Origin of the sequence: Pseudonocardia ailaonensis (assembly GCF_039531635.1) — a bacterium.
Lineage (GTDB): Bacteria > Actinomycetota > Actinomycetes > Mycobacteriales > Pseudonocardiaceae > Pseudonocardia > Pseudonocardia ailaonensis.
Genome location: NZ_BAAAQK010000029.1, coordinates 95,686 through 119,844 on the forward strand (window position 1 = coordinate 95,686; position 24,159 = coordinate 119,844).

Consider the following 24,159-nt stretch of genomic DNA (forward strand, 5'->3'; position numbering starts at 1 on the left):
TTCCATGACGATCCTGGTGACAGGGGCAACCGGCAACATCGGCCGCAAGGTCGTCGACCATCTGCTGGCGCGCGGGGCGACCGACGTCCGGGCCCTGACGACGAACCCCGCCCGCGCCGCACTCCCGGCCCAGGTGCAGGTCGCGAAGGGATACCTGCGCCGCGTCGAGACCCTGCCCGCCGCATTCGAGGGCGTGACGGCCGCCTACCTCGCGCCGACGCCCGAGACCGTCGAGGACGTGCTGCGGATCGCCCGGGAGGCCGGCGTCGGGTACGTGGTGGACCTGTCCGGAGAGCACGAGAGCTGGTGGGGCGGGGTCGCGAAGGCGGTCGAGGCGAGTGGCCTCGACTGGACACACCTCTCGCCCGGCGACTTCATGGAGAACACCGTGAGCTGGGCCCCGCAGATCATCGCGGACGGCGCGGTGCACGAGCCGTGGCCCGAGGGGCGCAGCACCCCGATCGCGATGGACGACATCGCCCGCGTCGCCGCCGCGGCCCTGACGACCCCGGGCCACGGGGGCCACTCCTACCCCCTGACCGGCCCCGAGGTCCTCACGCGGACCGACCTGCTCGACCGGATCGCCGCCGCCCTCGGCACCCCGCTCCGCTTCGAGACCGTGAGCCGGGACCGCGCGGTCGAGGTCCTCGGCCGGACGATGGGCGACCAGGCGCAGTGGTACGTCGACACGATCCTGAAGGGCGCTATGGAGTGGGAGGCGCGGCCGAACACCCTCGTCGAGGAGATCACCGGCACCCCCGCCACCACCTTCGCGACCTGGGCCTCCACCCACACCGCGTCCTTCCGCCCCTGAGCCCCCGCGATCCCAGCCCGAGCCCACACACCCCGCGAGTCGGCACTTTCGGTAGCCCGAAACACACATCTGCGACGTCCCTGGAGAACAGCGAGTCGGCATGTCGGGCGCGGTCGGCATCGAGCAGGATCGAGGCCGAGACACCCGCCGGGGACGCCATGAGCAGCGTGCCCGGGGCCGAGACACACACCGGCGACGTCGCCCGGGATCATGTCCGGGGTGAGCGACGAGGAGCCCGGCGCGACCGAGTGGGCGGTCCCGGGGCAGGTCGGGGTGGGCCCGTGGCCGGGCCCCCTCCCCGACGACCCCCGCTACGATCCCGAGCTCCTCGAGCACGGCGACCGCCGCAACGTCGTCGACGCCTACCGGTACTGGCGCCGCGAGGCCGTCGTCGCCGAGCTGGCCACCCGGGCGCACCCCTTCCACGTGGCGATCGAGAACTTCGGCCACGACCACAACATCGGCACGGTCGTCCGTACCGCGAACGCCTTCGCCGCCTCGGCCGTCCACATCGTCGGACGGCGGCGCTGGAACCGGCGGGGCGCCATGGTCACCGACCGGTACCAGACGCTCCACCACCACGACTCCGTCGCCGGCCTCGCGACCTTCGCCCGGGAGCACGGGCTCGCGGTCGTCGCCGTCGACAACACGGAGGGGTCGGTGCGGCTCGAGACCGCCGCCCTCCCGCGCGACTGCGTGCTGCTCTTCGGGCAGGAGGGCCCGGGCCTCACGCCCGAGGCCCGGGCCGCGGCCGACGTGCTCGTCTCCATCGCCCAGTTCGGCTCCACCCGCTCGATCAATGCGGGCGTGGCCGCCGGGATCACCCTGCACACGTGGATCCGGCAGCACGCCGACCTCGACCAGGCCTGGTGACCCGAGCCGAGATGAACCTCAGGGCGATTTCGACCATGATCGAATCGCCCTGAGGTTCATCTCGGCGGCGGGGGTGGCGTCGTCAGCGTGTGTTTCGGCCTACGGAAAGTGCCGACTCGCGGGGTGTCAGGTGGTGAGGGCTGAGGGCGGGCCGGTGAGGCGGGACTTGATCTCTCGGCTCAGGTCGTCCGCCAAGAGCTCTTCCGCGCCGGACTCGAGGGCGTCGAGGACCTGGGTGGCGACGGCGGCGGGGTCCAGCTTCGGGGCGTCGATGCTCGCGATCAGGTCCGTGTCCATGAAGCCCACGTGCACCCCGAGCACCTGCGTCCCCTGTCCGCGCAGCTCGGCGCGCGCCGAGTTCGTGAGCGACCAGGCGGCCGCCTTCGAGGCCGCGTAGGCCCCGAAGGAGGGCGAGGTCAGCCACGACAGCACGGACAGCACGTTGACCACCGCGCCGCCGCCGTTGCGGCCCAGGACCGGCGCGAACTCGCGGATCACCGTGGCCGGGCCGAAGAAGTTCGTCTCCAGCACGGCGCGGCCGCCCTCGATGTCCCCGCTGAGCAGCGATCCCGCGCCCCCGATCCCGGCGTTGTTGATCACGAGATCCACGTCTCCGAGCTGAGCGGCCGCCCGCCGCACCGACTCGGCGTCCGTGACGTCGAACCGGATCGGGACCAGCCGGTCGTCGGTCACGGTGGCGGGATCGCGCACCGCCGCGTAGACGGTCTTCGCGCCGCGCTCCACGAGCTGCGTCGCGAGCGCGCGGCCGAAGCCGCGGTTCGCCCCGGTGACCAGGGCGCTGCTGCCGGCGATGTCCATGTCAGAGCCTCTCGATGATGGTGGCGTTGGCGGTGCCGCCCGCCTCGCACATGGTCTGCAGGCCGTAGCGGCCGCCGGTGCGCTCGAGGACGCCGAGCAGCGTGGTCGCGAGGCGGGCGCCGCTCGCACCGAGCGGGTGGCCGATCGCGATCGCGCCGCCGTCGACGTTGACCTTGGCCGGGTCGGCTCCGGTCTCGGCGAGCCAGGAGAGGACGACGGAGGCGAAGGCCTCGTTGACCTCGAAGGCGTCGATGTCGTCGATGGTCAGCCCGGCGCGCGCCAGCACCTTGGCCGTGGCCGGGATGATCCCGGTGAGCATGAGGATCGGGTCGTCGCCGACCGCGGTCGCGGTGTGGATCCGGGCGCGGGGGCGCCAGCCGCGCTGCGCCGCGATCTCCGACGTGGTGACGACGAGTGCGGCGGCCCCGTCGTTGATCGGGCTGGAGTTGCCGGCCGTGACCTTCCAGTCGAGGTCGCCGAACCGCTCCGTCCAGCGCGCGTCGGCGAAGGCGGGGCGCAGGCCGGCGAGGGTCTCGACGGTGGTGCCGGGGCGGATCGTCTCGTCCCGGTCGAGCTGGGTCACGCTGCCGTCGGCGTGCGTGACCTTCAGCGGCGCGACCTGGCCGGTGAAGAAACCCTGCTCCCAGGCCGTGGTGGCCCGCTGGTGGCTCTGCGCCGCGAACTCGTCGAGCTGGGTGCGCGAGAGCCCCCACTTCCGCGCGATCAGCTCGGCGCTCACGCCCTGCGGGATGAGCCCGCCGGGGTAGATCCGCGAGATCGCCGGCCCGGCGACGTCCTGACGGGCGCCGTCGACGTCCGCGGAGCTGCCGATCGGGATGTGGCTCATCGACTCGACGCCCGAGGCCACCGCGATGTCGTACGCCCCGGCGATCACGCCCTGCGCCGCGAACGACAGCGCCTGCTGGCTGCTCCCGCACTGCCGGTCGACGGTCGTCGCCGGCACCGACTCGGGGAAGCCCGCGGTGAGGGCGGCGAACCGGGTGGTGTTGCCGCTCTGCTCGCCGACCTGGCCCACGACGCCGCCGATGACGTCGTCGATCTCGTAGGGCCGCAGGCCCGGCACCCGCTCGACGACGCTGCGCAGGGCGTGCGCGTGCAGCTCGACCGGATGGACCTCGGCATAGGCGCCGCCGGGCTTGCCCTTCCCGACCGGCGTGCGTACCGCTTCGACGATCACCGCGTCCCGCATCGGATCCTCCTCGATCTGAGTTCTTCCCTGCAACTCACTCTGCGTTGTCAGGAGAGACTCAGCAAGGGGCGATGACCGGGATCACTACCTCCGAGGTCATCGACCGGCGCCTCGATCCGGCCGATGCTGGTCCCACCAGCGAGAACACCGGAGGACACGATGACCGCCTACGCCGTCGCCCACATGCGCCGGGTCGAGCGCACCCCCGAGATCCGGGAGTACCTGGAGCGCATCGACGCCACCCTGGCGCCCTTCGGCGGGCATTTCGTGGTCCACGGGGACCTGCCGCAGATCCTCGAGGGCGAGTTCCCGGGGGTGCTGATCGTGATCGGTTTCCCGACCCTGGACGAGGCCCGCGCCTGGTACGGCTCGCCCGCCTATCAGGAGATCCTGCCGCTGCGCCTGCGCAACTCCGACAGCGACACCTTCCTCGTGCAGGGCGTCGAGCCGGACCACCGCGGGATCGACGTGCTCGTCTAGCTGCCCTCCTGCGGGGCAGGGCAGTGCCCGAGGTGCTCGGCCGGGCGGTGGAGCACCGCCGGCAGCATGATTCATGTGGGCGGCCCGGCGAGAGCAGCATCGCGGGGTCGTCGCGCCCGGTCCCCGGAGGCAGCGGGCATCACGACCGCATCCCCGCGTACTCCCGGATCCGCCCCAGGACGTCCGGCCCGACCTTCTCCGGGTGGCCCGCGTCGAAGGGCGGCTCGGGGTCGTACTCGATGCCGACCTGGGCGGCCCGGGCGGCGGTCTCGTCGACCAGCTGCGCGACGAGGGCGAGCGCCATGTCGATCCCGGCCGAAACCCCTGCCGCGGTGACGATCCGCTGCGCCGGGTGCGCCACCACCCGCTGCCGGACCGGCCGCGCGCCGTACCGGGAGAGCAGCTCCGTCGCACCCCAGTGGGTGGTGGCATCGAGATCGGTGAGCAGGCCGGCGGCGGCGAGGATCAGCGACCCGGTGCAGACGGACGTGGTGGCGCGGGTGGTCGGGTGCACCGCGCGGACCCAGTCGACGAGCGCGCCGCCGCGGACCTGCTCCCGACTGCCGATCCCGCCCGGCACCACGATCACGTCCGGCCGCGGGACCTCGGCGAACACGGCGTCGACGGTCAGGCCGAGCATCCCGTTCTCGGTGCGGACCTCCCCGCGCTCGGCCCCGACGAAGACGATCTCGAAGTCGGGCACGCGCTGCAGCACCTCGTAGGGGCCGATCGCGTCGAGGGCGGTGAGGCGGGGGTAGAGCGGGATCGCGACCTGCATCGGAGCTCCTTCGGACGGACGGGATCGCCGGCCTGCGGTGCGCAGGTCGGTGGAATGGGGCGGGCGGGCCGGACGGTCCGGCAGAGAGGTCGACGGAGCACCCGGACGGCGCTCGGCCTGCTCAGCGGCCGGTGAGCCCTCCAGCGCGGGACGTCGTGGTGAACCGTCGGCGGTAGTGGTCGGGGGCGACCCCGAGGCGGCGGAGGAAGGCCCGGCGCATCGTCTCGGCCGAGCCGAACCCGCAGCGGGCGGCGACGGCCGTGACCGTGAGATCGCCCGCCTCGAGCATCCCACGGGCGGCCTCGACCCGGACCCGCTCGACGTACACCCCGGGCGGGGTGCCGACGAGCCGGGTGAACTCGCGGCCGAAGTGCCGTTCGCTCATCCCCACCCGCCCGGCGAGCAGCGGCACCCGCAGGTCGGCGGCCGGATCGGCGTGGATGAGGTCCTGTGCCTCGCGCACCGACGGCCGCGGTGCGGGCGGCGCCCACACGGGGCTCGCGTACTGGCTCTGCCCGCCCGCACGGCGGACCGGCAGCACCAGCTCACGGGCCACGGCCTGCGCGATGTCCGCGCCGAGGTCCTCCTCGACCAGCGCCAGCGCGAGGTCCATGCCGGCGGTGACCCCGGCCGAGCTCCAGATCCGCCCGTGCCGCACCCAGATCGCGTCCGGCTGCACGTCGACCGCCGGGTGCTCGGCGGCGAGCCGCCCGGTCCAGCGCCAGTGCGTGGTGGCCGGGCAGCCGTCGAGCAGGCCCGCCGCGGCCAGCACGAACGCGCCCGTGCACACGGACACGATCCGTTCGGCATGTGGTGCGATCTCCCGGACCCACGGCACGATCCCGCCACCCACCGGCTGCTCGCGCGCACCCCCGCCGCCGGGCACGAGCAGCGTGCCGATCGGCCCCGCCGGCAACGGCCCCTCCGCGACCAGGGCGAGCCCGGTCTCGGAGCGCACCGGCCCGGGCCGCTCGCCGACCAGCTCGACGGTGTACCCGCCTGGCCGGCCCGCGGCGCGGCAGAAGTGGGTGGCGATGCGCAGCACCTCGTGCGGTCCCACGACGTCGAGCGGCTGCACGCCGTCGAACACCGGGAGGACCACGCGATGTGTCATGCCTCCACGGTGACCCCCGGTCGTGATGGCGTCAACGACGGGCATCCCACGGATTCCGCCGTCACTCGCACCACGCGCACTGCCCGTCCTCCCCCTCCTCCGGCAGGTAGCCCTCGTCCGGCACGACCAGCAACGCCGCGACCGGCGGCCCGCCGTCGACCCGGTAGAGCCGTTGCGCGCCGAGCAGCCAGCCCGCCGCGTCGGGAAAGGACAGCAGGCTGACCCGGCCCTCCGGGAGGCCCACGGTGTCCCCGGGCCCGAGCCGCCCTCCCGAGCGCACGTACTCGCCGAGCCGGTTGAGCAGCCGCCCGGCCGCGGTCTGCGAGACCGCGAAGACGATCAGCTCCGGATGCTCGAAGCCGGACAACCCGACCGTGTAGACGAACGGTGGCCCCTCCGCGTCCCCCTCCACGGCCTGCAGCGCCCAGCCGAACCGGCGGATGGTCTCGCGCTGCCAGGTCTCGTACTGCTCGATGCGGTGCAGCAGGGCGGCGGAGGTCTCGGGAGGCATCTCGGGGTTCATGCGCCGCACGGTAGGCCCGACCCCCGACAGAAAATCTCTGCGAGGATCGTCGTGATGGGCACCCTGTGGACAGAACGCGCCGCCGCGGCCGAGCGGGCCGTCACCCGGCGGTTCCTGCACCGGATCGGCGGCGCGCTGCCGGGCACCCGGATCGGCCGGATCCGCAGCACCGGCGCGCGGGTGCTCGGCCCCTGGCACTACTGGTGGCAGGCCCACCTGCTCGACTGCCTGGTCGACGCCCAGCTCAGGGCCCCCGACGTCCGGCGCGCGGCGGCGATCGCCGGGATGGTCCGCGGCGTGCGGATCCGCAACCTCGGCCGCTGGACCAACGACTACTTCGACGACATCGCCTGGTTCGGCCTGGCGGTGCAGCGCGCCGGCCTCCGTACCCGCCCCGGCCCCCGGGCCGTCGCGGCGATCACCACCCGGCTGGGTGAGGGGCACTCGGCGGACGGGGGCGGCGGCATCTGGTGGCGCCGCGGCGACGACTTCAAGAACGCCCCCGCCAACGGTCCCGCCGCGATCCTGCTGGCCCGCACGGGAGACGTCCGCAGCGCCACCGCGCTCACGGACTGGATGACCGATGTCCTCGTCGACCCGGCGTCCGGGCTGGTCAGGGACGGCATCCGGCTCGACGCCACCGGCGCCGTCCGGGAGGTCGCCGCGACCACGTACACCTACTGCCAGGGCGTCTACCTCGGCGCCTGCGTGGAGCTCGCCGAGCGCGACGGCGACCCGCGCTGGGCCGAGCGCGCCGGCCGGGTCCTCGAGGCCACCGCCGAACACCTGGCCGGCCCCGGCGGTGTGATCGGCGGCTACGACGACGGGGGCGACGGCGGCCTGTTCAACGGCATCCTCGCCCGCTACCTCGCCGACGCCGCGGTCCGCCGACCCGACCTTCCCCACGCCCGCGAGCTCGTGCTGGCCAGCGCGGAGTCGGTCTGGGCGCACCGCGCGGAGGGCCCCACGTTCGCCCACGACTGGCGCCGCCCGGCCCGCGTCGCGACGGCCGGCACCCCGGAGAGCGACCTGTCCGTGCAGCTCAGCGGCTGGATGCTCCTCGAAGCGGCGGCCCGGGTCGAGCGAGGACGCTAGGGCCCTCCGGGCAGCGTCTTCACGTCGATCGGCGGGAGCACCGTCACGTCGACCATGAAGTCGAAGGTGATCGAGTACCGGGTGCGGACACCCGTGGTGCTCCGCACCCGCACCAGGCACTTCGGTGGCTCCAGGTTCAGCACCACGGCGTCGTGTCCCCCGGTGCCGGTGCGCAGGGGACGGCTGCCGTCGTAGGTCATCACCGTGACCTCGACCGGCGAGTCGGCGTTCCCGACCATCACCAGCGACTTCCGGTGCCCCGACGGCCGCGGCACGTCCTCCACCCGGAAGTAGTCCACGTCGGACGACGTGTCGAGGGTCAGGTCGTACGTGCCGGGCCCCTGGGCGATGACGTGCGGGTCGATCGGCCCGGTGGGCTGCAGCTGGATCAGCGTGCCGGTCCCCGGAGTGTCGTTGTCCTCGAAGTCGTCGGCGGAGATCGGGCGCGGGGTGAGGGCCACCCGCAGGTCGTAGACGGTGGGCCCGCCGGACACCACGATCCGGTAGCGCCCCGGCGGGACGCGGTTGGCGTGCCCGGTCTGGTGGGCGTCGTCGCCGCCGAGCCGCAGCGTCGAGACCGCCGCGTTCGGGTCCTCCGGCTCCAGCCGCCAGAACGCCGGCCCGATCCCGGTCGCGACGTCCAGCGTCACGTCGAGCGTGCTGAACTCGGCGACGTCGAACCGGTACCAGTCCTGGTCCCCGCGGGCGGAGAGCGCGATGGAGCCGATCGTGTTGGGCACGAGCCCGCCCGCGCCGTCGGTGAGCAACGGCACCGCGGCGCCGGGGCTGTTGTTGGGCTCGCGGCCGTCGTCCGGGAGCCGCCCGCCCATCACCTTCCACACCGCGGCGGCCGCGTCGACGCCCCGGGTGACCCGGCCGTCGGTGCCCACCCAGCCGGTCTCCTGCAGGATCTGCTGGACCGCGTCGACGTCCAGGCGGAAGTCGATCGCCTTGAGCATCGCCGCGACGCCCGCCACGATCGGCGACGAGTACGAGGTCCCGGCCACCTTCTGGCTCTTGGCCGACGTCGGGTCCGGTCCGATCCGGACGTCTCGGCCCGGCGCCCAGATGTCGACCGAGACGCCGTAGTTCGACTCCGGCATCGCCGTGGTGGCGGCCGGCCCGTTCAGGCCTCCCACGGTGATCACCCCGGGGGTACGGGTCTGCGGGCGGAGGTCGAGGTCGGGCAGCTCGGCACCGTCGTTCCCGGCGCTGGCCACGATGACCACGCCGTTGCGGCGGGCCCAGCTGAACATGTCGTTGAAGTCGTCGTCGGGGAAGCTGTCGAACGGGCCGAAGTGTCCGACCTGCATCGAGATGCTGATGTTGATCACGTCGACGCCCCAGGCCGTGCAGAGCTGCACCCCGCGGATGATCTGCGAGACCGAGCGGTCGCACCGGAAGAGGAACGGGGTGGCGACCGTGCCGCCCACCCCGGCGATGCCCGCCATGTCGTCGTGCGGCGCCACCGCCAGTGCCGCCGTCCCGGTGCCGTGCCACGGCGTGGGTCCGGCGGCGCCGGAGGCGGGCGGGCGGTCGGCGGCCAGGTCCCACTGCTGCACGGGCGCGCGCAGCCACGGCGGGCTGCCCAGCGGGATGCCGGTGGCGTCGAGCCAGAAGCCGCTGTCGATCACCCCGATCTGGACCGCGGCCATCGGCCCGTTGAGGGAGCGGTAGGCGTCCACCAGCTGCCAGGCGCGGGCGATCTGGGTGGGCCCGGTGAACTCCGGGCGCCGGTAGGCGTCGGAGCCGTTCTGCTCGGAGCTGCTCGACGGCGGGAGGGCCGGCAGGGTGCCGACGACGTCCGGCGACACCCGGAGGCCCTGTGCGGCGAGGTCGGCGAGCACGGCGAGGGTGCCCGCCGCCCGTGCCGAGCTCACCGCGAGGTCCTCGTCGAGCAGGTCGGCGAGGGGGGCCACGGACTGCGCGGCCCCGGGGAAGCGCAGCCGGCCGAGCCGCGGCATCCCCTCGGTGCTGCGCAGCCGCGACCGGTCGACGCCCGGCGGCGGCTCGGGCAGGTCGAAGGTCTCGAGGACGAGGTCGGGCCGGCTCGCGAGGATCCCGGCCAGGGCGGGATCGTCGGCGTTCACCAACGCGGTGTCCGCCACGAAGAGCGTGGTGCCGGCCGCGGCGATCGGCAGGCCGCTCAGGCCGGCCTGCTCCTCGGCGAGCAGGGTGAAGGGGGCATCGGGCACGATCTCGACGCGCGCTGGCATGCCTCGGACACTAGGGCCACCGTTGCGGGACGAAAATCCTCGAAATGCGCGATGTGCGCACGGGTCGCGTTCCGCAGATACAGGTCAGTGGCCCGGATCGGCGGCCGGGGCCGGCTCGTCCTCGTCCACCGGCTTGCGGATCTCCTGGACGTACCGGAACAGCCCGTAGGCCGTGCCGATCACGAAGAAGGCGATCGCCCCGATCACGGCCACGTGGCGCACCCACGGGATCTCGTCGAGCAGCCCGGCGCCGTAGTACCCGATCATCAGCAGCGTGGGCACCCAGACGATCCCGCCGACCAGGTTGGCCAGTACGAACTTCCGGTTGTCCATGCGGGCGGCGCCGGCGATCGTCGGGGCGAGGGTGCGGATCCACGGCACCCAGCGGGCCACGACGATCGACCAGAAGCCCCAGCGGTCCAGGAACCGGCCGGCCCGGTCGAGGTTCGCGCGGGTGAGGATCCGGCCGCCCTGGCGGGTCTTGATCCGGGTGCCGGTGTAGCGCCCGACGAGGTAGCCGACCTGGTTGCCGGCCACGGCGACGAGGACCGCGGCGGCGGAGAGCAGCCAGGCCGAGAGCTCCTGGTGGTGGGCGGCGAGGACGACCCCGGCCGCGATCAGCAGCGAGTCGCCCGGCAGGAACAGCCCGACGACGAACGCGCACTCCAGGAACACGAACGAGAGGACGACGATCCAGACGGTGAGCGGACCCGCGGACCCCAACGGGTCGAAGGCCAGGACCGTCTCGCGCACGGCTCCTCCAGGTCAGGGACGGTGCGGCGGGCGCACCACGGGCAGCTGGACGGTGGCGTCCGGATCCAGGTCCGCCGCACCGGCCGGTGCGGCGTGCCGCTTCTCCCGGCGCGCCCGCCAGAACTCGATCGCGATGGGCACGACCGACAGCAGCACGACCAGGACCAGGATCAGCTCGATGTTGTTCTTCACGAAGTCGAACTGGCCCAGGAAGTAGCCGAGCACGGTCACACCCGCGGCCCAGGCCACGCCCCCGATCAGGGAGTACGTGAAGTACCGCTTCGGCTCCATCCTGCCCACGCCGGCCATCACCGTGATGAACGTGCGGACGATGGGCACGAACCGTCCGAGGACGATCGCGCGGTTGCCGTACTTGTCGAAGAACCCCTGCGTCTTGGTGACGTGCTCGGGTTTGAACAGCTTGCTCTTCGGCTTGTCGAAGATCGCGGGCCCAGCGGCCCGGCCGATGTAGTACCCCGCGACGTTGCCGGCGAAGGCCGCCACCACGAGGATCAGGCAGACCAGCCACAGCGGTGTCTGGATCCCCGGCTGGCCGCTCGCGGCCGCGGCCACGAACAGCCCGGCGGTGAACAGGAGGGAGTCGCCCGGCAGGAAGAAACCCAGGAGCAGGCCGCACTCCGCGAAGATGATCAGAGCGAGGCCCAGCAGTGCCCACGGCCCCAGCCAGTCGATGATCACATCGGGTTTCAGCCACGAGGGACCGAGGGCGAGGGTGGTCGTGGCGTAGCTCGTCACGAATCCCACGGTACCGGGCTCCGATGTCAGCCGACGGTGGGGAGGACCCCCGGGAACAGCAGCGACACCAGCGCGATCGCGCAACCGAGCACCAGACCGGCCAGCAGGGCGATCGCGAGCGCCCAGGCGATCTGCCGGCGCAGCGCCGGATCCTGCCCGGGCGCCGGCGGCCGCGGCCGGGGCACCCCGGCGGACGAGTGCGTGCTGGCCTGGGCGTGGAGGGCCTCGGCGAGCCGCTGGGCGGGCTCGCCGTGACCGGGACGCGGCACTCCGGGACTCGTCATGACGGGTCTATCTTCCACCCGACCGCTCGGCCATCACACGGGCCACCGTGTCGAGCGCCCGGCTGGCCGTCGACTTCACGGTCCCGCGGGTGATCCCGGCCGCCTCGGCGATCTCCGCCTCGGACAGCCCGCCGTAGTAGCGCAGCACCAGGACCTCGCGCTGTCGCGGCGGGAGCGTGCCCAGCGCGTCGACGACGGCCTGGTGCTCGGCCGAGAGCATCGCGAGCGACTCGGCGGAGCGGGCCGTGACCTGGTGCGGCGCCACGTACTCGCGCGCGGTGCGGCGCCGGCGCAGCACCGACCGGGACCCGTTGACGACGGCGGTGCGCAGGTAGGCGACGGCGGCCGCCTCGTCCCGGAGCCCACCCCAGTGCCGGTGCAGCCCGGTGAACGCCTCCTGCACGACGTCCTCCGCGGTGGCCGGCTCGTCGACCAGCAGCACGGCCAGGCGCACGAGCCGCATCCGGTGGTCCCGGTAGAGGTCCGCGAGGGTGAGCGGGGAGTCGGGCGCCGCGGGTGCCGGTGCCTCGACGGTCGGATCGGGCCGGGAGTCGATCCGCCGCAGTTTCGTCAGAGTGCGCTCGACCGCGCTCTCGAAGTTCTCCCCGTCCCCGACCGTCACGGCCGCCACCTTATCGAGCGTGACATCGGCCTCTCCGTGCGTCGCCCCGGGTGGGCGATACTGGCGCCGACGAAAACGGACGAGACGACCCGAGGAGGCTCGAGAGATGCCGATCGCCACCCCCGAGATCTACAACGAGATGCTGGACAAGGCCAAGAGCGGTGCCTACGCGTACCCGGCCATCAACGTGACCAGCTCCGAGACGTTGCACGCGGCCCTGCGCGGCTTCTCCGAGGCGGGCAGCGACGGCATCGTGCAGGTCTCCACGGGTGGTGCGGAGTTCCTCTCCGGGACCCGGGTCAAGAACATGGTCACCGGCGCCACCGCGCTCGCCGAGTTCGCCCACGTCGTCGCGGACTCCTACCCGGTGAACGTGGCGCTGCACACCGACCACTGCCCCAAGGACAAGCTGGACACCTACGTCCGGCCGCTGATCGCGATCAGCCAGGCGCGGGTGGACAAGGGCCGGAACCCGCTGTTCCAGTCCCACATGTGGGACGGCTCCGCGGTCGAGCTCGAGGAGAACCTGAAGATCGCGGCCGAGCTGCTCGACGAGGCGGCCAAGGCGAAGATCGTCCTGGAGATCGAGATCGGCGTTGTCGGCGGCGAGGAGGACGGCGTCTCCCACGACATCAACGACAAGCTCTACACCGCGCCCGGCGACTACGAGCGCACCGTCGAGGCCCTGGGCGGCGGCGAGAAGGGTCGCTACCTGCTCGCGGCGACCTTCGGCAACGTGCACGGCGTGTACAAGCCGGGCAACGTCAAGCTCCGCCCCGAGATCCTCAAGGAGGGCCAGGAGGTCGCCTCGCGCAAGCTCGGCCTGCCCGAGGGCTCGAAGCCGTTCGACCTCGTGTTCCACGGCGGTTCCGGCTCGCTGCTGGAGGAGATCCACGAGGCGCTCGGCTACGGCGTCGTCAAGATGAACGTGGACACCGACACCCAGTACGCCTACACGCGCCCGATCGCGGCGCACATGTTCTCGAACTACGACGGCGTGCTGAAGATCGACGGCGAGGTCGGCAACAAGAAGACCTACGACCCGCGCTCCTACGGCAAGCTGGCCGAGGTCGGGATGTCCGAGCGCGTCGTCGAGGCGTGCGAGTCGCTGCGGTCGGCCGGGAAGGCCCTGGCAGGCTGATCGCCCGGCGGGGCCGGGTGGCACGCTGGGCGCCATGACCCACGGCAACCTGCTCGGCCCCGAGCCGACCCGCCTTCCCATCGATCCCGCCGCGGCCGCGCTCGAGGCGGGCGAGGACCCGGCCGACGTCGCCGCCGCCAACCCGGCGTCGTCGCTGGCCTGGGCGATCCTCGCCGAGAACGCGCTGGCCGAGAAGCAGGCGGTCGCGGCCTACGCCTATGCCCGCACCGGCTACCACCGCGGGCTGGACCTGTTGCGCCGCAACGGGTGGAAGGGCTTCGGCCCGATCCCGTGGTCGCACGAGCCGAACCGCGGCGTGCTGCGGGCCCTCGCGGCGCTGCTGCGGGCGGCGGACGCGATCGGCGAGACGGACGAGGTGGAGCGGATCCGCGACTTCCTCACCGAGTCGGACCCGCGGGCCGCCGCCGAACTGGGCGTGTGAGCTTCGCCGGCCGGGTCCGCACCCGGCTGGACCTGGGGGCGCGGCGGCTGCGGGCCGCCGCGCTGCCCATCGTGCAGTGCGCGCTCGCCGCCGGCCTGGCCTGGTGGGTCGCCCACGACCTGGTCGGGCACCCGCAGCCGTTCTTCGCGCCGGTCGCGGCCGTGCTCAGCCTCGGGGCGTCCCTCGGGCAGCGGGTCCGGCGGGCGGCGGAGCTGGTCGTCGGGGTCAGCGTCGGTGTCGCGGTGGGGGACGCGCTGGTGTCCGCCATCGGGACGGGCGTCTGGCAGATCGGGCTGGTCGTGGCCCTGGCGATGGCGGTCGCCGTGTTCACCGACAGCGGCACCCTGATCGTCGCGCAGGCTGCCTCGAACGCCGTGCTGGTCGCCACCCTGCTCCCGCCCGGCCAGTCCGGCGGCATCGACCGCTGGGTCGACGCCCTGATCGGCGGCGCCGTCGGCATCCTGATCGTGGTGGTGCTGCCCTCGCACCCGCTCGGCCCGGTGGTGCGCCAGTCCCGCAAGGCGCTCGACGAGCTGTCCGCCGTGCTGTTCGGCGTGGCCGGCGCGCTGCGGGACCGGGACGAGCAGGCCGCGGTCGCGGCGCTGGAACGGGCCCGGGCCAGCCAGCCGCTGGTCGACGAGCTGCGCGCGGCCGTGCAGTCCGGCCGCGAGGTGATCAGCCTGGCGCCGCTGCGCCGCCCGCACCGCGCCGAGCTGGCCCGCTTCGCGGAGCTGGCCGCCCGCACGGACTACGCCTTCCGCAACACCCGCGTCCTCGCCCGCCGCGCCCTCACGGCCCTGCAGGACGAGGAGCCCACCGGCGAGCGGCTCGCCGACGCGGTGGACCACCTCGGCCGCGCCGTGCGGACCCTGACCGCCCAGGTCGGCAGCGGGGACCGGGCCGACGCCCGCCCGCAGATCCTGGACCTGGTCCGCGACGCCCCGGTCCTCGGCGAACCCACCGCCCTCGCGATGTCCGAGCAGGTCATGGTCGCCCAGCTCCGCTCCCTCGCCATCGACCTCCTCCAGGCGACGGGCCTGACGAGAGCCGAAGCGAGAGACGCCCTCCACGCCGAACTCTGATCAGCGAGTGAGCGAACGGCGCCGTCGCTCATACCTAGTGAGCGAACGGCCCGCTCGCTCACTGCCACCTCCCGATGAGCGAACGGCGCCGTCGCTCATACCTAGTGAGCGAGAGTGCCGTTCGCTCATCCGGGGAGGTGCAGCGTGCGGCCCTGCCAGCGGTCGCGGAGCCAGCGGTCGTGGCTGGCCACCACGACTGCTCCGGGGCCCGTGCCCAGCGCCTCCTCCAGCTCGTCGCAGAGTCTGGGCGACAGGTGGTTCGTCGGCTCGTCGAGCAGCAGGACCTCGGGCGGGTCCGCGATCAGCAGGGCCAGGGCGAGCCGGCGACGCTGGCCCACCGACAGCTCCCCGACCCGCGTCCCCAGGTCCCGCGGTGCCACCAGACCCAGGGACGCGAGCGGTACGGCGTCCGCGCCCAGGCGCGCCTCCCAGGTCTCCGCGACCGTCCGATCAGGACGGTCGAACACGGTGTCCTGCGCGAGCATCCCGACCCGGAGCCGCCCGCGTCGCCGCACGTCCCCCTCCGCCGGGAGCGTTCCGGCCAGCACCGCGAGCAGGGTGGACTTCCCGGCCCCGTTCGGCCCGGTGACCAGCAGCCGGTCCGTGGCGGTGAGGTCGAGCCGCTCCAGCGAGAGCCGCCCCGGGACGTGCACCGAGCGCAGCGACACCACCAGCCCCTCGGGTGCGGCCGTCGCCAGGGCGGAGGCCCTGAACCGCAACGGTTCCGGCGGCTTGCGCACCTGGTCGCGCTCCAGCTCGTCGATCCGGCGCAGCGCGTTGCGCACCCGGCTGGACACCTGCTTCTCCACGCGCCCGCCCCGCCGTCCGTACCCCATCTTGTCGCGGTCGGGCATCGGCCGGTCGAACCCGACGCGACGGGCGGTGGTGCCGGCGTGCACCCGCAGCCCGGCCAGCTCCTCCTGCTCCTCGGCGAACCGGCGCTCCCACCGCTCCCGCTCGGCGCGCTTCTCGGCCTGGTAGGCGGTGTAGTTGCCGCCGTAGCGGATCGGCCCGTCCACCGCGGGATCGAGGTCGACGACGTCCGTGCACACCGCGTCGAGGAACGCCCGGTCGTGGCTGGCCACCAGGATCGCCCCGCCCATCCCGCGCAGCTCCTCCTCCAGGAACGCCGCCGCGGCGTCGTCGAGATGGTTGGTGGGCTCGTCGAGCAGCAGCGCGGCGGGCCGGCGCAGCAGCAGCGCCGCCAGCGCGAGCCGACCGCGCTGACCACCCGAGAGCGTGCCGAGCGGCCGTTCCCGGGGTAGGTCGAGCCCCAGCCCGCCGAGGACGAGTGACGCCCGGCGGTCCGCGTCCCACGCCGCGTGCAGCTCGGCCCGCTCGAGCCGCTCCCCGTACGCCTCCAGGAGCGACGGGTCGTCGGCCATCGCCGCGCCGAGCCGGTCGAGCTCGCGCAGGTCCTCGCGGGCCTCCCGCAGCGCGTCGTCGACGACGTCCGCGATCGTCGCGGCGGGGTCGTACGGCATCTCCTGGTGCAGGAACCCGAGGTCGGGCGGCCGCTCGACGGAGCCGCCGTCCGGCTCGTCCGCCCCCGCGAGCAGCCGCAGCAGCGTCGTCTTCCCGGAGCCGTTCTCGCCGATCAGCCCGATCCGGTGGCCGGGCGAGGCCACGAGCGACACGCCGTCGAGCACCCGCCGGGTACCCAGCGTGCGGACGAGGTCATGGCAGACGAGTGCAGACATACGACACCACCGAGAGAACGGATCTCCCGCCCGCCGGGCACGAAGCCGCGGTCGCGGGCGCAGGGGGTGTCAGTGCCTCATGTCCCGACCAGCATCCCGATGTACGGCGCGCCCCGCAACCGAATAACCCTGTGAGTGCTCCCCGACCCTGGGGCCTGCACCACCACCGGGAACGGGGGCCTGCCGGATCGATCGGGTGCGCTCGGCGGCGGACCGTTGTCCCCCATGGAGACTCTGGTCCGCGACGCCCACGCCGACGCCCCGCCCGCCGTGACGATGTCGATCGCGCTGTGGTTCACCGCGATTGGCTGCGGCATCGCCGAGTCACTCGTGCACCTCCTCACCCCGGACCCGCCCGCACCGGCGGCCCTGGCCGCGCGTTACCTGATCTATGCCGCGCTCGCGTTGCTGGTGATGGCGCTGCACAGCGGTCGCAACGCCGTCCGCTGGGCGGTGGCCGGGCTGCTCGGCGTGATCGGCACGGCGTCGCTCCTGGTCGAGCCGGTCCGCTGGCTCGCGGCGGGCGGCTCGATCCCCGACTTCCTCGCTGCCGCAACGGGTTCCCAGCTCGTGATCGTGACGCTCCGGGCGGTCCACGTCCTCGCCGTGGCCGCCGCCCTGGTCGCCCTCTTCCGGCCCGCCGCGAGCCGGTGGTTCACCCGAGAGCGGCCAGCCGGGCCGACGGATCGCCGTCCAGGACCTGCGTGATCAGCTCCCGGGTGCGGTTCCTGCCCAGGACCGGCTCCAGGAGATCCTCCGACTTGGCGACGATCTCGGTGCGGGTCATGGGGTTCTCCGCGGTCCCCCGTACGTCGGTGACCACGGCGGTCACCACCCGGTCGTCCCGCATCCGCACGCGAACGGTCCCGGCCCGCGTACCGCTGGTCGCCTCGTCCGGGACGAGGCGGGTGTGGCGCCACAGCGCCCGGATCTCGGGATCCTCCATACGCGCGTGGTCGTGCGCCATGGCGAAGCCGAAGCCGCGGTCGACCAGGGTGCCCGCCACCAGGTACTGCACGCACACGTCCGGCATGTCCCGGCCGTCGACCACGTGGGCGGCGTTGGCGGGCAACAGGATCTCGATCGCCGTGACGTCGGCGGCCACGATCCCCTGCTGCACGAGATCCTCCGCGGCCTGCACGGCGGCCTGCGCGGGTGAGCCCACGGCGTACTTCTTGATGGTGGTGGCCATCACCTCGAACCGGGTGCCCAGGCCGTCGACCAGCAGTCCGGGGTGCGGGTTCTCGGCGTGGGCACCGAAGAAGCTGGGCGCGGAGTCGAAGGGATCGGGGACGCTCTCCCAGCCGGCGTCGGCGATCCGGCAGGCCAGGACCCCGTTGTGCGCCGGCATCCCCGCGAACACGAAGGCCTTCTCGACGTGCGCGCGGTCCCGCAGCCAGGTCGTGACGCCGGAGGCGAGCTGGGTCCCGTACGACAGCGCGGCCATCGCCCGCTCCGCCGGCAGCCGCAGCGCCACCGCCCCGGCGGCGACCGCGCCGAACAGGCTCGCGAAGGCGTGGCTGCTGCGGGCGCCCTGGTCCCGGAACGCGGCGGTGCCGGTGGCGAGGTTGAGCCGGGTGCCCACGTCGTACCCCGCCGCGACGGCCCGGAACAGGTGCTCGCGGGTGAGCTCCGGCCCGAGCGCCAGAGCCGCGGGCACGACCCCGCAGCCCGGATGGCTGATCGAGGGCGCGTGCGAGTCGTCCGTCTCGTCGGCGTGGGCGGCCATGCCGTTGGCCAGCGCCGCGACCCCGGCGTCGACCTTCAGCGCCGTGCCCCAGATCGGCACCCCGCCCGCCGTCGGGTGCCGCGCGGCGTACGCCTGCCCGCGAATCCCGGCGGTCAGCCGCGAGCCGGAGATCCCGGCCGCGAGGGTGTCCAGGACGTGCAGCGCGGTCTTCTCCTCGACGTCCGGCGGCAGGGCGGCGTCGGCCGCCCCGGCGAGGTACTCGGCCAGCTGTGCGGAAATCGACACGGGGTCCCCTCGGTGCTCGGTCCACTCCTCCGGATCGACCCTCACGGGGCCGGGCTCGGGTCGTGCTCCAGCGGCGTCGCGGAGAACTCCCAGGGCGGCGCGATGTGCGCCGGCACCCCGGCGGTCGCCGGCACCACCGCGCCCACCGCCGCCACCTGCTCCGACGCCAGCAGCGCCGGGTACTCCAGCACCGGGAAGACGTTGCCCTCGTACCGTCTCAGCAGCGCCGTGACCTCGGCGACCGTGCGCCCGGCGAAGCCGCGCTCCCAGACCTCCCGCGCCTCGTCGGCGTACCGGCCGGTGGGGCCGGCGCCCTGCACCAGCAGCGCGGGATAGCGCGGATCGTCACGGACGTCGGCGATCCCCAGCTCGGTGACGAGCGCGTCCCAGTCCACGGACGCGGCGAAGCGGAGGTCGAAGTAGATCGCCCCGTCCGCGCAGCGGTAGCCGCGGAAGGGCGGCCGGGTGTAGCTGTCGAGGTGGAAGCCCCACCACTCGTCCGGATTGGACAGTGCCACCCACAGGGTCGACCGCATGGTCAGCAGCGCGCCGACGGTCGAGACGTCGATGACCTCGGGCTCGGTGCCGCACGCCAGCGTCGCGCAGATCGCCTGCGCGGCGAAGATCCCGGCGTACGTCGAGCCGATGTCGACGCCGGCCCGCCCCGGATGCCCCGGGTCGCCGACCGACGAGGTCGCCTCGGACAGCAGCTGCGCCGCCAGCTCCGACAGCGGAGCGTCGCCCCACCCGCCGTCGGGCCCGAAGAGCGAGAACCGGCAGCTGATCCCCGTCGGCGCCTCGACGTGGGAGCGGAGCTCCGGACGGCGCGCGAGGGAGTCCGTGTCGACGAGGACGACGTCGTGGCCCGTCGCGCCCTCCGCGACCCCCTTGCCCCGGTTGAGCAGGGAGTAGACGAGTCCGTCGGCCCGCCAGCCCCGCGTCCGGTCGCCCTCGGGATCGAGCACGGTCACCTCGGCGCCCAGGTCCGCCAGCAGCATCCCGCAGTAGGGCGCGGCCACCCCGTCGGCGGCCTGCAGCACCGTGACCCCGGCCAGCGGACCGCGCCCGGCCGACGGTTCGCCCGCGAGCTCGCGCCGGGCCGATGGTTCGCTCGCGAACTCGCTCACGTCCCCAGCTCCTTCAGGATCTCCTCGGTGTGTTCACCGGCGAGCGGCGGCGACGACCAGTGCGTGTCGTGACCCGAGAACCGCCACGGCGACCCACCGGTCGTGACCTGTCCCCAGGTGTGGGTGTCCACTGTGGACAACTGCCCCAACCGCTCCACCTGACGGTGGCTGCGCAGCTCGTCGAAGGTCAGCGGATAGGCGACCGGCACGCCCACCTTCCGCAGCCGCCACAACCAGTACGGCCTGCTGCGTGCGGCGAACGCAGCACGGAGCGCCGGCGCCAGAGCGGGATCGGCCAGCCGGCCCTCGTTGGTGCCCCACTCCGGACGGTCCAGCCCGTCGACCTCCCCGCACAGCGCCCGCCACTGCTCCTCCGACGTCACGGACACCCCGAGGTGCAGCCGGTCCGCACAGGTGAACACGTCGTCGGGAGCGGTCAGCTGGCTCGCCGCGCCCTTCGCCCCGAGCCGCTCCCCGGCGAGCGTGAGCCCCAGTGGTACGGCCTGCAGCGCCATCGCCGCCCGCAGCATCGAGATCCGGACCCGTTGCCCCACCCCGGTCCGGCGGCGGTGCGCGAGCGCGGCCAGGATCCCGACGACGGCGAGGTTGCCGGTGCTCGAGTCGAGCTGGGTGTAGTGCCGGTAGAACTCCCCGTCGGTGCCGTTGAGGCTCCAGAAGCCTGAGTAGCCCTGCAGCACGCCGTCCGAGCCGGGTGAGCCGGACATCGGCCCGACGTGCCCCCAGCCGTTGACGTCGCAGTAGACGATCGCCGGGTTCCGCGCGGCCACCGCCTCGTACCCGAGCCCGAGCCGGTCGACGACGCCCGGGCGCATGTTGGAGAGGAACACGTCGCACTTCTCGACGACGTCGAGCGCCGTCCGCACGTGGTCGGGATCCTTGAGGTCGAGCCCCAGCCCGCGCTTGTTCATGTTCCAGGCGATGTAGCCGATCGAGGTGCCGCCGATCGTCGGGGGGACCCGGCCGAGCGCCTCCGGCGGCGTGCCGGGCTTCTCGACGTGCAGGACGTCCGCCCCGAGCGCGCCGAGCTGCGAGCCCGCCCACGGCCCGACCATCCACAGTGTCAGGTCGAGGACCCGGATCCCGTCGAGTGGTCCTGCCCTCATGTCCGCCTCCGTGCTCCGAGAGTGCCGCCGCCGTCGACGACGACGTGCGCGCCGGTGACCGACCGCAGCGCCGGCGCGCCGAGCATCGCGATCACCAGCGCGAGCTCGGCGGGATCGGCCGGGAACCCGACCGGCACGGACTCCGCGAGCCTCGCCCGCGCTGCCCCGGCGTCGAGCGACTCACGCTCGGCCAACAGGGCGGTCCGGGTGGCGAAGCGGTCCGTGTCCGTGGCACCCGGCGACACGACGTTGACCCGGACCCCCTGCGGCGCAAGGGACCGCGCCAGCGACTCGGTCATGCTGATCACCGCCGCGTTGACCCCGCCGACGTTCGCCGAGTCGGGGCTGGCGACGATCCCCGCGACCCCGGAGACGTTGACGATCGCGCCGCGCCGCTCCACCAGCGCCGGGGTCGCGGCCCGTGCCAGGGACCAGTACCCCAGCGCCTTGAGAGTGAACAGCTCCACCCAGTCCTCGCGGCCCAGCTCCGCCGGGGGCTTGTAGCCGAAGGCCGCCGCGTTGTTGACGACGAGATCGAGCCCGCCGAACGCGCCGACGGCCTCCGCGACCAGGCGTTCCCCGCAGTCCGGCTCCCGCATGTCCTGGGCCGCCGTGACCAGCCCCGGATGGTCGATCTCGGCCGCGAGCTGCGTCGCCGTCGCCTCCCGGCTGCCGACCGCGAGCACCCGCGCCCCCTGCGCCAGCAGCAGCTCGACGACGGCCCGCCCGATCCCGCGGGTCCCTCCGGTGACGATCGCGCCCGTGCCCACGTATCCCAGGTCGATCACGCCGCACCGCCCAGCGCGTGGCCCCGGACCGCCGTCCACAGGTCCGGCCACCCCGGTACCCCGGCGAACTCCGCGACCAGACCCCCGACCGTCCCCACCCCCAGCAGCGCCACGGCCTTGAGCGCCGCGTGCTCCAGCGCCTCGTCGGCCGTCCACTGCGTCGTCTCCGGCGCCTTCATCTCCACCACGTCCGCCGTCCCGTCCGCCCACCGCACCTCGACGACGGCCGGCCAGGACGCCGGGTCGTCGTCGAACAGCGCGGTGAGCCGGTCCTCCACGACCAGCCGCACCCGGCCCGTCAGCTCCCGGACCGCCGCGTCCGCCAGCCCGTCCGAGATGACCTGGGGGAACAGGTGCGAGCCGGTGCACATGGCCAGCGCGATGCAGTAGGGCACGTGCCCGACCGCCTCGGCGAACGTCGTCGGGTAGGCCTTGTCCCCACCGGAGATCACGTTGTGCTGCGCGGGAACCCGGACCGTCACCGACTCGACCTCGCCCGGGTGGTCCGGCATCGCGCGGGCCGCGTCGAGCATGGTGACGAGCGTGTGCGGCGTGCACTCCAGCTTCATCGAGACCCGGGTCATCAGGTCGCCGGGCTCGCCGGCGACCGGGATCGGGTACGGCCCCGGCTCCGAGAACGCATAGGCCGGGAAGAAGCCCCCGGGGCAGCGCAGCATGTCCGGGTGCGCGACGATCCCGGCGCGAGCGAGATCCAGGGTGTGCACCGCGCGGCGCAACGCCTCCCCGGACTGGATCCGGATGGCCGATGTCGGTGAGGCCGTCGAGGGCCGGAGCCCGCCGCCCTGTGAGCACGCCAGGGCGAGCGCGTTCGCGGTCTCGGCGACCGAACAGCCCGTCACCCGGGCCAGCACCGCGACCGCCGCGAGCGGGCCGGCCGACGGCGTGGGCCGGAACCCGCGCAGCTGGTGGGCCATCCGCGGGCGGCCGCCGTTGAGCGTGCCGCCCACCCACTCCATCACGTTGTAGCCGACGACCAGCGCCGCCAGTGCCGCCCGCCCGGACAGCGGACGCCGTTGTGCGGCAAGGAGAAGCGCGGGGACGACGATCGAGTTGACGTGGGCGACCGAGCCCAGCCCGGTGTCCGCGTAGTTCTCCGCGAACGCGGACACGCCGAGCTGGAAGGCCGCGTCGTCCGCCCGCAGCGGTCCCGGATCGGGCCAGGCCAGCACGTCCCCCCCGGTCGGGAGCGTGGACCGCGCGACGGCTGCGACGGGTGTGCGGCTGCCGTGCGAGAGCACCGCCAGCCCGTCGAGCAGCCGGGCGCAGGCCCAGCGCTCCTCGTCCGGCGCGCCCAGGATCGCGTCGTCGGGAGCGACGCAGTACTCGGCGAGGATGGTGAGCTCGGGAATCGGCTCGGACGTCACTGCGACTGCGCTTCCGCCGACACGACGTCCCCGTAGGCCACCGGGGTCTTGAGTACGCCGTTCTCGATCAGCAGCTGGTTCGCGGCGTCGACGCCGGCCTTGGTCATGGTCGCCGAGTACAGCTTCTGGTAGTGCTCGATCGCCTGCGCCAGAACGGGTTTGTCGATCCCCGGGAAGTCCGGGCTGACCACGTCGGCCAGGTCCGTGGCGCCCGCCTGGTCCAGCCCGGCGATGAACTCGTCGGCCTGGGCCACGGCGTCGTGCACACCCTTCACCGCGGCCGGGTTGGCGGCGAGGTACTTGTCGGTGGTCGAGATGCCGTTGGTGATCAGGTTGTCCAGCAGCGGCGGCCGGTTGCCCTGGTACTGGTAGAACACCACGCGCCCGTCACCGGACGTCGTCACCTGGGTGGTCACCGGCTCCTGGGACATGAAGGCGTCGAGCTGGCCGCTGTCGAGCGCCGCGACCTGGGCGGACAGCGCGCCGGCCGGCACGATCGTCACGTCGGTGTCGGGGTTCAGCCCGGCCTGCTGCAGCACGTAGGCGAGGCCGTAGTAGGTCGCCGACCCCTTGGACGAGACGCCGATCTTCTTGCCCTTCAGGTCCTGGATGACGGCGGGATAGCCGGCCTGCTCGTGGGCGAGCGGCACGTTCTTGCCCACGACGAGCTCGCCGAAGGAGCCGGTGGCCGCCCCGACGATGTACTTGACGTCCTCGCCCTTCGCCGCGGCCGTGAGCGCCTCGAAGATCGCGACGTTGGCCATGTCGGCGGAGCCGGAGAGCATGGCCTGCATCGCGGCGCTGCCGCTGGTGACCGTCACGAAGTTCGGGGCGATCCCGTGCTGGGCGAAGAAGCCCTTCCGGTTCGCCACGTACACGGACAGGCTCGCGAAGCTGCCGTTGAACGAGGTCATGGTCACCGGGACCGGGCTGCCCCCGGCTCCCGACGCCGCCGGGGCGGGCGAACCGCCGCCCCCGCAGGCGGCGACCAGGGCGAGCAGCGCGGCGGCCGCCCCGACGAACAGGCGTGTTCGGCGCATGGTGACACTCCCTCGTGT

General features: G+C 73.6%; 25 protein-coding genes. 8 read left to right on the forward strand and 17 right to left on the reverse strand.

Features of this window, described 5'->3' with window-relative positions; all coding sequences use genetic code 11:
- Nucleotides 1-4 precede the first annotated feature (4 nt).
- Both ABD324_RS35640 and ABD324_RS35645 read left to right on the forward strand, forming a co-directional pair.
- A complete protein-coding gene (locus tag ABD324_RS35640; protein ID WP_344427818.1) occupies nucleotides 5-814 on the forward strand; it encodes an SDR family oxidoreductase in 810 nt (269 codons plus the stop codon).
- Nucleotides 815-1,024: 210 nt separating this feature from the next.
- Nucleotides 1,025-1,687 (forward strand): TrmH family RNA methyltransferase, encoded by a 663-nt coding sequence (locus ABD324_RS35645; protein WP_344427821.1) that lies wholly within the window; start codon nucleotides 1,025-1,027, stop codon nucleotides 1,685-1,687.
- Between the two features lie 126 nt (nucleotides 1,688-1,813).
- On the opposite strand, the gene ABD324_RS35650 is transcribed toward ABD324_RS35645, so the two are convergent.
- Nucleotides 1,814-2,506 (reverse strand): SDR family oxidoreductase, encoded by a 693-nt coding sequence (locus ABD324_RS35650; protein ID WP_344427824.1) that lies wholly within the window; start codon nucleotides 2,504-2,506, stop codon nucleotides 1,814-1,816.
- 1 nt (nucleotide 2,507) lies between these two features.
- On the reverse strand, nucleotides 2,508-3,716 hold the full coding sequence (locus tag ABD324_RS35655; RefSeq protein ID WP_344427827.1) for a thiolase family protein: 1,209 nt from the start codon (nucleotides 3,714-3,716) through the stop codon (nucleotides 2,508-2,510).
- A 159-nt stretch (nucleotides 3,717-3,875) separates the two neighbouring features.
- On the opposite strand from ABD324_RS35655, the gene ABD324_RS35660 reads away from it, so the two are divergent.
- Nucleotides 3,876-4,196 carry a DUF1330 domain-containing protein gene (locus ABD324_RS35660; RefSeq protein ID WP_344427830.1) on the forward strand — a complete coding sequence of 107 codons (321 nt, stop codon included), beginning with the start codon at nucleotides 3,876-3,878 and terminating at the stop codon, nucleotides 4,194-4,196.
- 139 nt (nucleotides 4,197-4,335) lie between these two features.
- Here the strand turns inward: ABD324_RS35660 and ABD324_RS35665 are convergent, their stop codons facing one another.
- The 3 genes from ABD324_RS35665 to ABD324_RS35675 form a co-directional block, all read right to left on the reverse strand.
- A complete protein-coding gene (locus ABD324_RS35665) occupies nucleotides 4,336-4,974 on the reverse strand; it encodes a DJ-1/PfpI family protein (protein WP_344427833.1) in 639 nt (212 codons plus the stop codon).
- 121 nt (nucleotides 4,975-5,095) lie between these two features.
- The gene (locus tag ABD324_RS35670) at nucleotides 5,096-6,088 is read right to left on the reverse strand and encodes a GlxA family transcriptional regulator (RefSeq protein WP_344427836.1); all 993 of its coding nucleotides are present in this window, start codon (nucleotides 6,086-6,088) and stop codon (nucleotides 5,096-5,098) included.
- A gap of 61 nt (nucleotides 6,089-6,149) precedes the next feature.
- On the reverse strand, nucleotides 6,150-6,611 hold the full coding sequence (locus tag ABD324_RS35675; RefSeq protein ID WP_344427839.1) for a DUF4262 domain-containing protein: 462 nt from the start codon (nucleotides 6,609-6,611) through the stop codon (nucleotides 6,150-6,152).
- 54 nt (nucleotides 6,612-6,665) lie between these two features.
- On the opposite strand from ABD324_RS35675, the gene ABD324_RS35680 reads away from it, so the two are divergent.
- Nucleotides 6,666-7,706 (forward strand): glycoside hydrolase family 76 protein, encoded by a 1,041-nt coding sequence (locus ABD324_RS35680; protein ID WP_344427842.1) that lies wholly within the window; start codon nucleotides 6,666-6,668, stop codon nucleotides 7,704-7,706.
- Here ABD324_RS35680 and ABD324_RS35685 read toward each other — a convergent pair.
- The 5 genes from ABD324_RS35685 to ABD324_RS35705 all read right to left on the reverse strand — a co-directional run bounded on the left by ABD324_RS35685 (nucleotide 7,703) and on the right by ABD324_RS35705 (nucleotide 12,337).
- Nucleotides 7,703-9,922 carry a S8/S53 family peptidase gene (locus tag ABD324_RS35685; protein WP_344427844.1) on the reverse strand — a complete coding sequence of 740 codons (2,220 nt, stop codon included), beginning with the start codon at nucleotides 9,920-9,922 and terminating at the stop codon, nucleotides 7,703-7,705. The genes ABD324_RS35680 and ABD324_RS35685 overlap by 4 nt on opposite strands.
- 84 nt (nucleotides 9,923-10,006) lie before the next feature.
- Complete coding sequence (locus ABD324_RS35690) at nucleotides 10,007-10,675, reverse strand: DedA family protein (protein ID WP_344427846.1); 669 nt, start codon at nucleotides 10,673-10,675, stop codon at nucleotides 10,007-10,009.
- A 12-nt stretch (nucleotides 10,676-10,687) separates the two neighbouring features.
- On the reverse strand, nucleotides 10,688-11,431 hold the full coding sequence (locus ABD324_RS35695; RefSeq protein WP_344427848.1) for a DedA family protein: 744 nt from the start codon (nucleotides 11,429-11,431) through the stop codon (nucleotides 10,688-10,690).
- 26 nt (nucleotides 11,432-11,457) lie between these two features.
- Nucleotides 11,458-11,715, reverse strand: coding sequence for a hypothetical protein (locus ABD324_RS35700; protein WP_344427851.1), 258 nt, complete (start codon nucleotides 11,713-11,715; stop codon nucleotides 11,458-11,460).
- Between the two features lie 7 nt (nucleotides 11,716-11,722).
- Nucleotides 11,723-12,337: a SigE family RNA polymerase sigma factor gene (locus ABD324_RS35705; RefSeq protein WP_344427854.1), complete on the reverse strand. Its 615-nt coding sequence runs from the start codon at nucleotides 12,335-12,337 to the stop codon at nucleotides 11,723-11,725.
- Between the two features lie 106 nt (nucleotides 12,338-12,443).
- Between ABD324_RS35705 and fbaA the strand changes: the two genes are divergently transcribed.
- From fbaA to ABD324_RS35720, 3 genes are read left to right on the forward strand one after another with little or no spacing between them, the layout of a single operon-like run.
- On the forward strand, nucleotides 12,444-13,478 hold the full coding sequence (gene fbaA, locus ABD324_RS35710; protein ID WP_344427857.1) for a class II fructose-bisphosphate aldolase: 1,035 nt from the start codon (nucleotides 12,444-12,446) through the stop codon (nucleotides 13,476-13,478).
- Between the two features lie 34 nt (nucleotides 13,479-13,512).
- Nucleotides 13,513-13,920 carry a DUF3151 domain-containing protein gene (locus tag ABD324_RS35715; protein ID WP_344427860.1) on the forward strand — a complete coding sequence of 136 codons (408 nt, stop codon included), beginning with the start codon at nucleotides 13,513-13,515 and terminating at the stop codon, nucleotides 13,918-13,920.
- A complete protein-coding gene (locus ABD324_RS35720; RefSeq protein ID WP_344427863.1) occupies nucleotides 13,917-15,002 on the forward strand; it encodes an FUSC family protein in 1,086 nt (361 codons plus the stop codon). Before ABD324_RS35715 ends, ABD324_RS35720 begins: the two co-directional genes overlap by 4 nt.
- Nucleotides 15,003-15,127: 125 nt before the next feature.
- Here ABD324_RS35720 and ABD324_RS35725 read toward each other — a convergent pair whose 3' ends face one another.
- Entirely contained in the window at nucleotides 15,128-16,702 is a 1,575-nt protein-coding gene (locus ABD324_RS35725; RefSeq protein ID WP_344427865.1) for an ABC-F family ATP-binding cassette domain-containing protein, read from the reverse strand.
- A 225-nt stretch (nucleotides 16,703-16,927) separates the two neighbouring features.
- Here ABD324_RS35725 and ABD324_RS35730 point away from each other — a divergent pair, with 225 nt between their 5' ends.
- Nucleotides 16,928-17,410 carry a hypothetical protein gene (locus ABD324_RS35730; RefSeq protein WP_344427867.1) on the forward strand — a complete coding sequence of 161 codons (483 nt, stop codon included), beginning with the start codon at nucleotides 16,928-16,930 and terminating at the stop codon, nucleotides 17,408-17,410.
- On the opposite strand, the gene ABD324_RS35735 is transcribed toward ABD324_RS35730, so the two are convergent.
- From ABD324_RS35735 to ABD324_RS35760, 6 genes are read right to left on the reverse strand one after another with little or no spacing between them, the layout of a single operon-like run.
- Nucleotides 17,358-18,677, reverse strand: coding sequence for an MmgE/PrpD family protein (locus ABD324_RS35735; RefSeq protein ID WP_344427870.1), 1,320 nt, complete (start codon nucleotides 18,675-18,677; stop codon nucleotides 17,358-17,360). The genes ABD324_RS35730 and ABD324_RS35735 overlap by 53 nt on opposite strands.
- Nucleotides 18,678-18,718: 41 nt before the next feature.
- On the reverse strand, nucleotides 18,719-19,804 hold the full coding sequence (locus tag ABD324_RS35740) for a CoA transferase (protein ID WP_344427873.1): 1,086 nt from the start codon (nucleotides 19,802-19,804) through the stop codon (nucleotides 18,719-18,721).
- Nucleotides 19,801-20,928 (reverse strand): CaiB/BaiF CoA transferase family protein, encoded by a 1,128-nt coding sequence (locus tag ABD324_RS35745; protein WP_344427876.1) that lies wholly within the window; start codon nucleotides 20,926-20,928, stop codon nucleotides 19,801-19,803. Before ABD324_RS35745 ends, ABD324_RS35740 begins: the two co-directional genes overlap by 4 nt.
- Complete coding sequence (locus ABD324_RS35750) at nucleotides 20,925-21,716, reverse strand: SDR family NAD(P)-dependent oxidoreductase (protein ID WP_344427879.1); 792 nt, start codon at nucleotides 21,714-21,716, stop codon at nucleotides 20,925-20,927. The genes ABD324_RS35745 and ABD324_RS35750 overlap by 4 nt, the downstream gene beginning before the upstream one ends.
- Nucleotides 21,713-23,101 carry an MmgE/PrpD family protein gene (locus ABD324_RS35755; RefSeq protein WP_344427882.1) on the reverse strand — a complete coding sequence of 463 codons (1,389 nt, stop codon included), beginning with the start codon at nucleotides 23,099-23,101 and terminating at the stop codon, nucleotides 21,713-21,715. Before ABD324_RS35755 ends, ABD324_RS35750 begins: the two co-directional genes overlap by 4 nt.
- Nucleotides 23,098-24,141, reverse strand: a complete 1,044-nt coding sequence (locus ABD324_RS35760) for an ABC transporter substrate-binding protein (RefSeq protein ID WP_344427885.1) — start codon at nucleotides 24,139-24,141, stop codon at nucleotides 23,098-23,100. The genes ABD324_RS35755 and ABD324_RS35760 overlap by 4 nt, the downstream gene beginning before the upstream one ends.
- Between the last annotated feature and the right edge of the window lie 18 nt (nucleotides 24,142-24,159).

Excerpts from the sequence above, each read along its gene's own strand:
- ABD324_RS35655 (WP_344427827.1), bottom strand. The coding sequence starts at position 3,716 with ATGCGGGACGCGGTGATCGTCGAAGCGGTACGCACGCCGGTCGGGAAG.
- ABD324_RS35650 (WP_344427824.1), bottom strand. The coding sequence starts at position 2,506 with ATGGACATCGCCGGCAGCAGCGCCCTGGTCACCGGGGCGAACCGCGGC.
- ABD324_RS35645 (WP_344427821.1), top strand. The coding sequence starts at position 1,025 with ATGTCCGGGGTGAGCGACGAGGAGCCCGGCGCGACCGAGTGGGCGGTC.
- ABD324_RS35675 (WP_344427839.1), bottom strand. The coding sequence starts at position 6,611 with ATGAACCCCGAGATGCCTCCCGAGACCTCCGCCGCCCTGCTGCACCGC.
- ABD324_RS35760 (WP_344427885.1), bottom strand. The coding sequence starts at position 24,141 with ATGCGCCGAACACGCCTGTTCGTCGGGGCGGCCGCCGCGCTGCTCGCC.
- ABD324_RS35665 (WP_344427833.1), bottom strand. The coding sequence starts at position 4,974 with ATGCAGGTCGCGATCCCGCTCTACCCCCGCCTCACCGCCCTCGACGCG.
- ABD324_RS35730 (WP_344427867.1), top strand. The coding sequence starts at position 16,928 with ATGGAGACTCTGGTCCGCGACGCCCACGCCGACGCCCCGCCCGCCGTG.
- ABD324_RS35700 (WP_344427851.1), bottom strand. The coding sequence starts at position 11,715 with ATGACGAGTCCCGGAGTGCCGCGTCCCGGTCACGGCGAGCCCGCCCAG.
- ABD324_RS35680 (WP_344427842.1), top strand. The coding sequence starts at position 6,666 with ATGGGCACCCTGTGGACAGAACGCGCCGCCGCGGCCGAGCGGGCCGTC.
- ABD324_RS35745 (WP_344427876.1), bottom strand. The coding sequence starts at position 20,928 with ATGAGGGCAGGACCACTCGACGGGATCCGGGTCCTCGACCTGACACTG.
- ABD324_RS35640 (WP_344427818.1), top strand. The coding sequence starts at position 5 with ATGACGATCCTGGTGACAGGGGCAACCGGCAACATCGGCCGCAAGGTC.
- ABD324_RS35715 (WP_344427860.1), top strand. The coding sequence starts at position 13,513 with ATGACCCACGGCAACCTGCTCGGCCCCGAGCCGACCCGCCTTCCCATC.
- fbaA (WP_344427857.1), top strand. The coding sequence starts at position 12,444 with ATGCCGATCGCCACCCCCGAGATCTACAACGAGATGCTGGACAAGGCC.
- ABD324_RS35660 (WP_344427830.1), top strand. The coding sequence starts at position 3,876 with ATGACCGCCTACGCCGTCGCCCACATGCGCCGGGTCGAGCGCACCCCC.
- ABD324_RS35725 (WP_344427865.1), bottom strand. The coding sequence starts at position 16,702 with ATGTCTGCACTCGTCTGCCATGACCTCGTCCGCACGCTGGGTACCCGG.
- ABD324_RS35685 (WP_344427844.1), bottom strand. The coding sequence starts at position 9,922 with ATGCCAGCGCGCGTCGAGATCGTGCCCGATGCCCCCTTCACCCTGCTC.
- ABD324_RS35670 (WP_344427836.1), bottom strand. The coding sequence starts at position 6,088 with ATGACACATCGCGTGGTCCTCCCGGTGTTCGACGGCGTGCAGCCGCTC.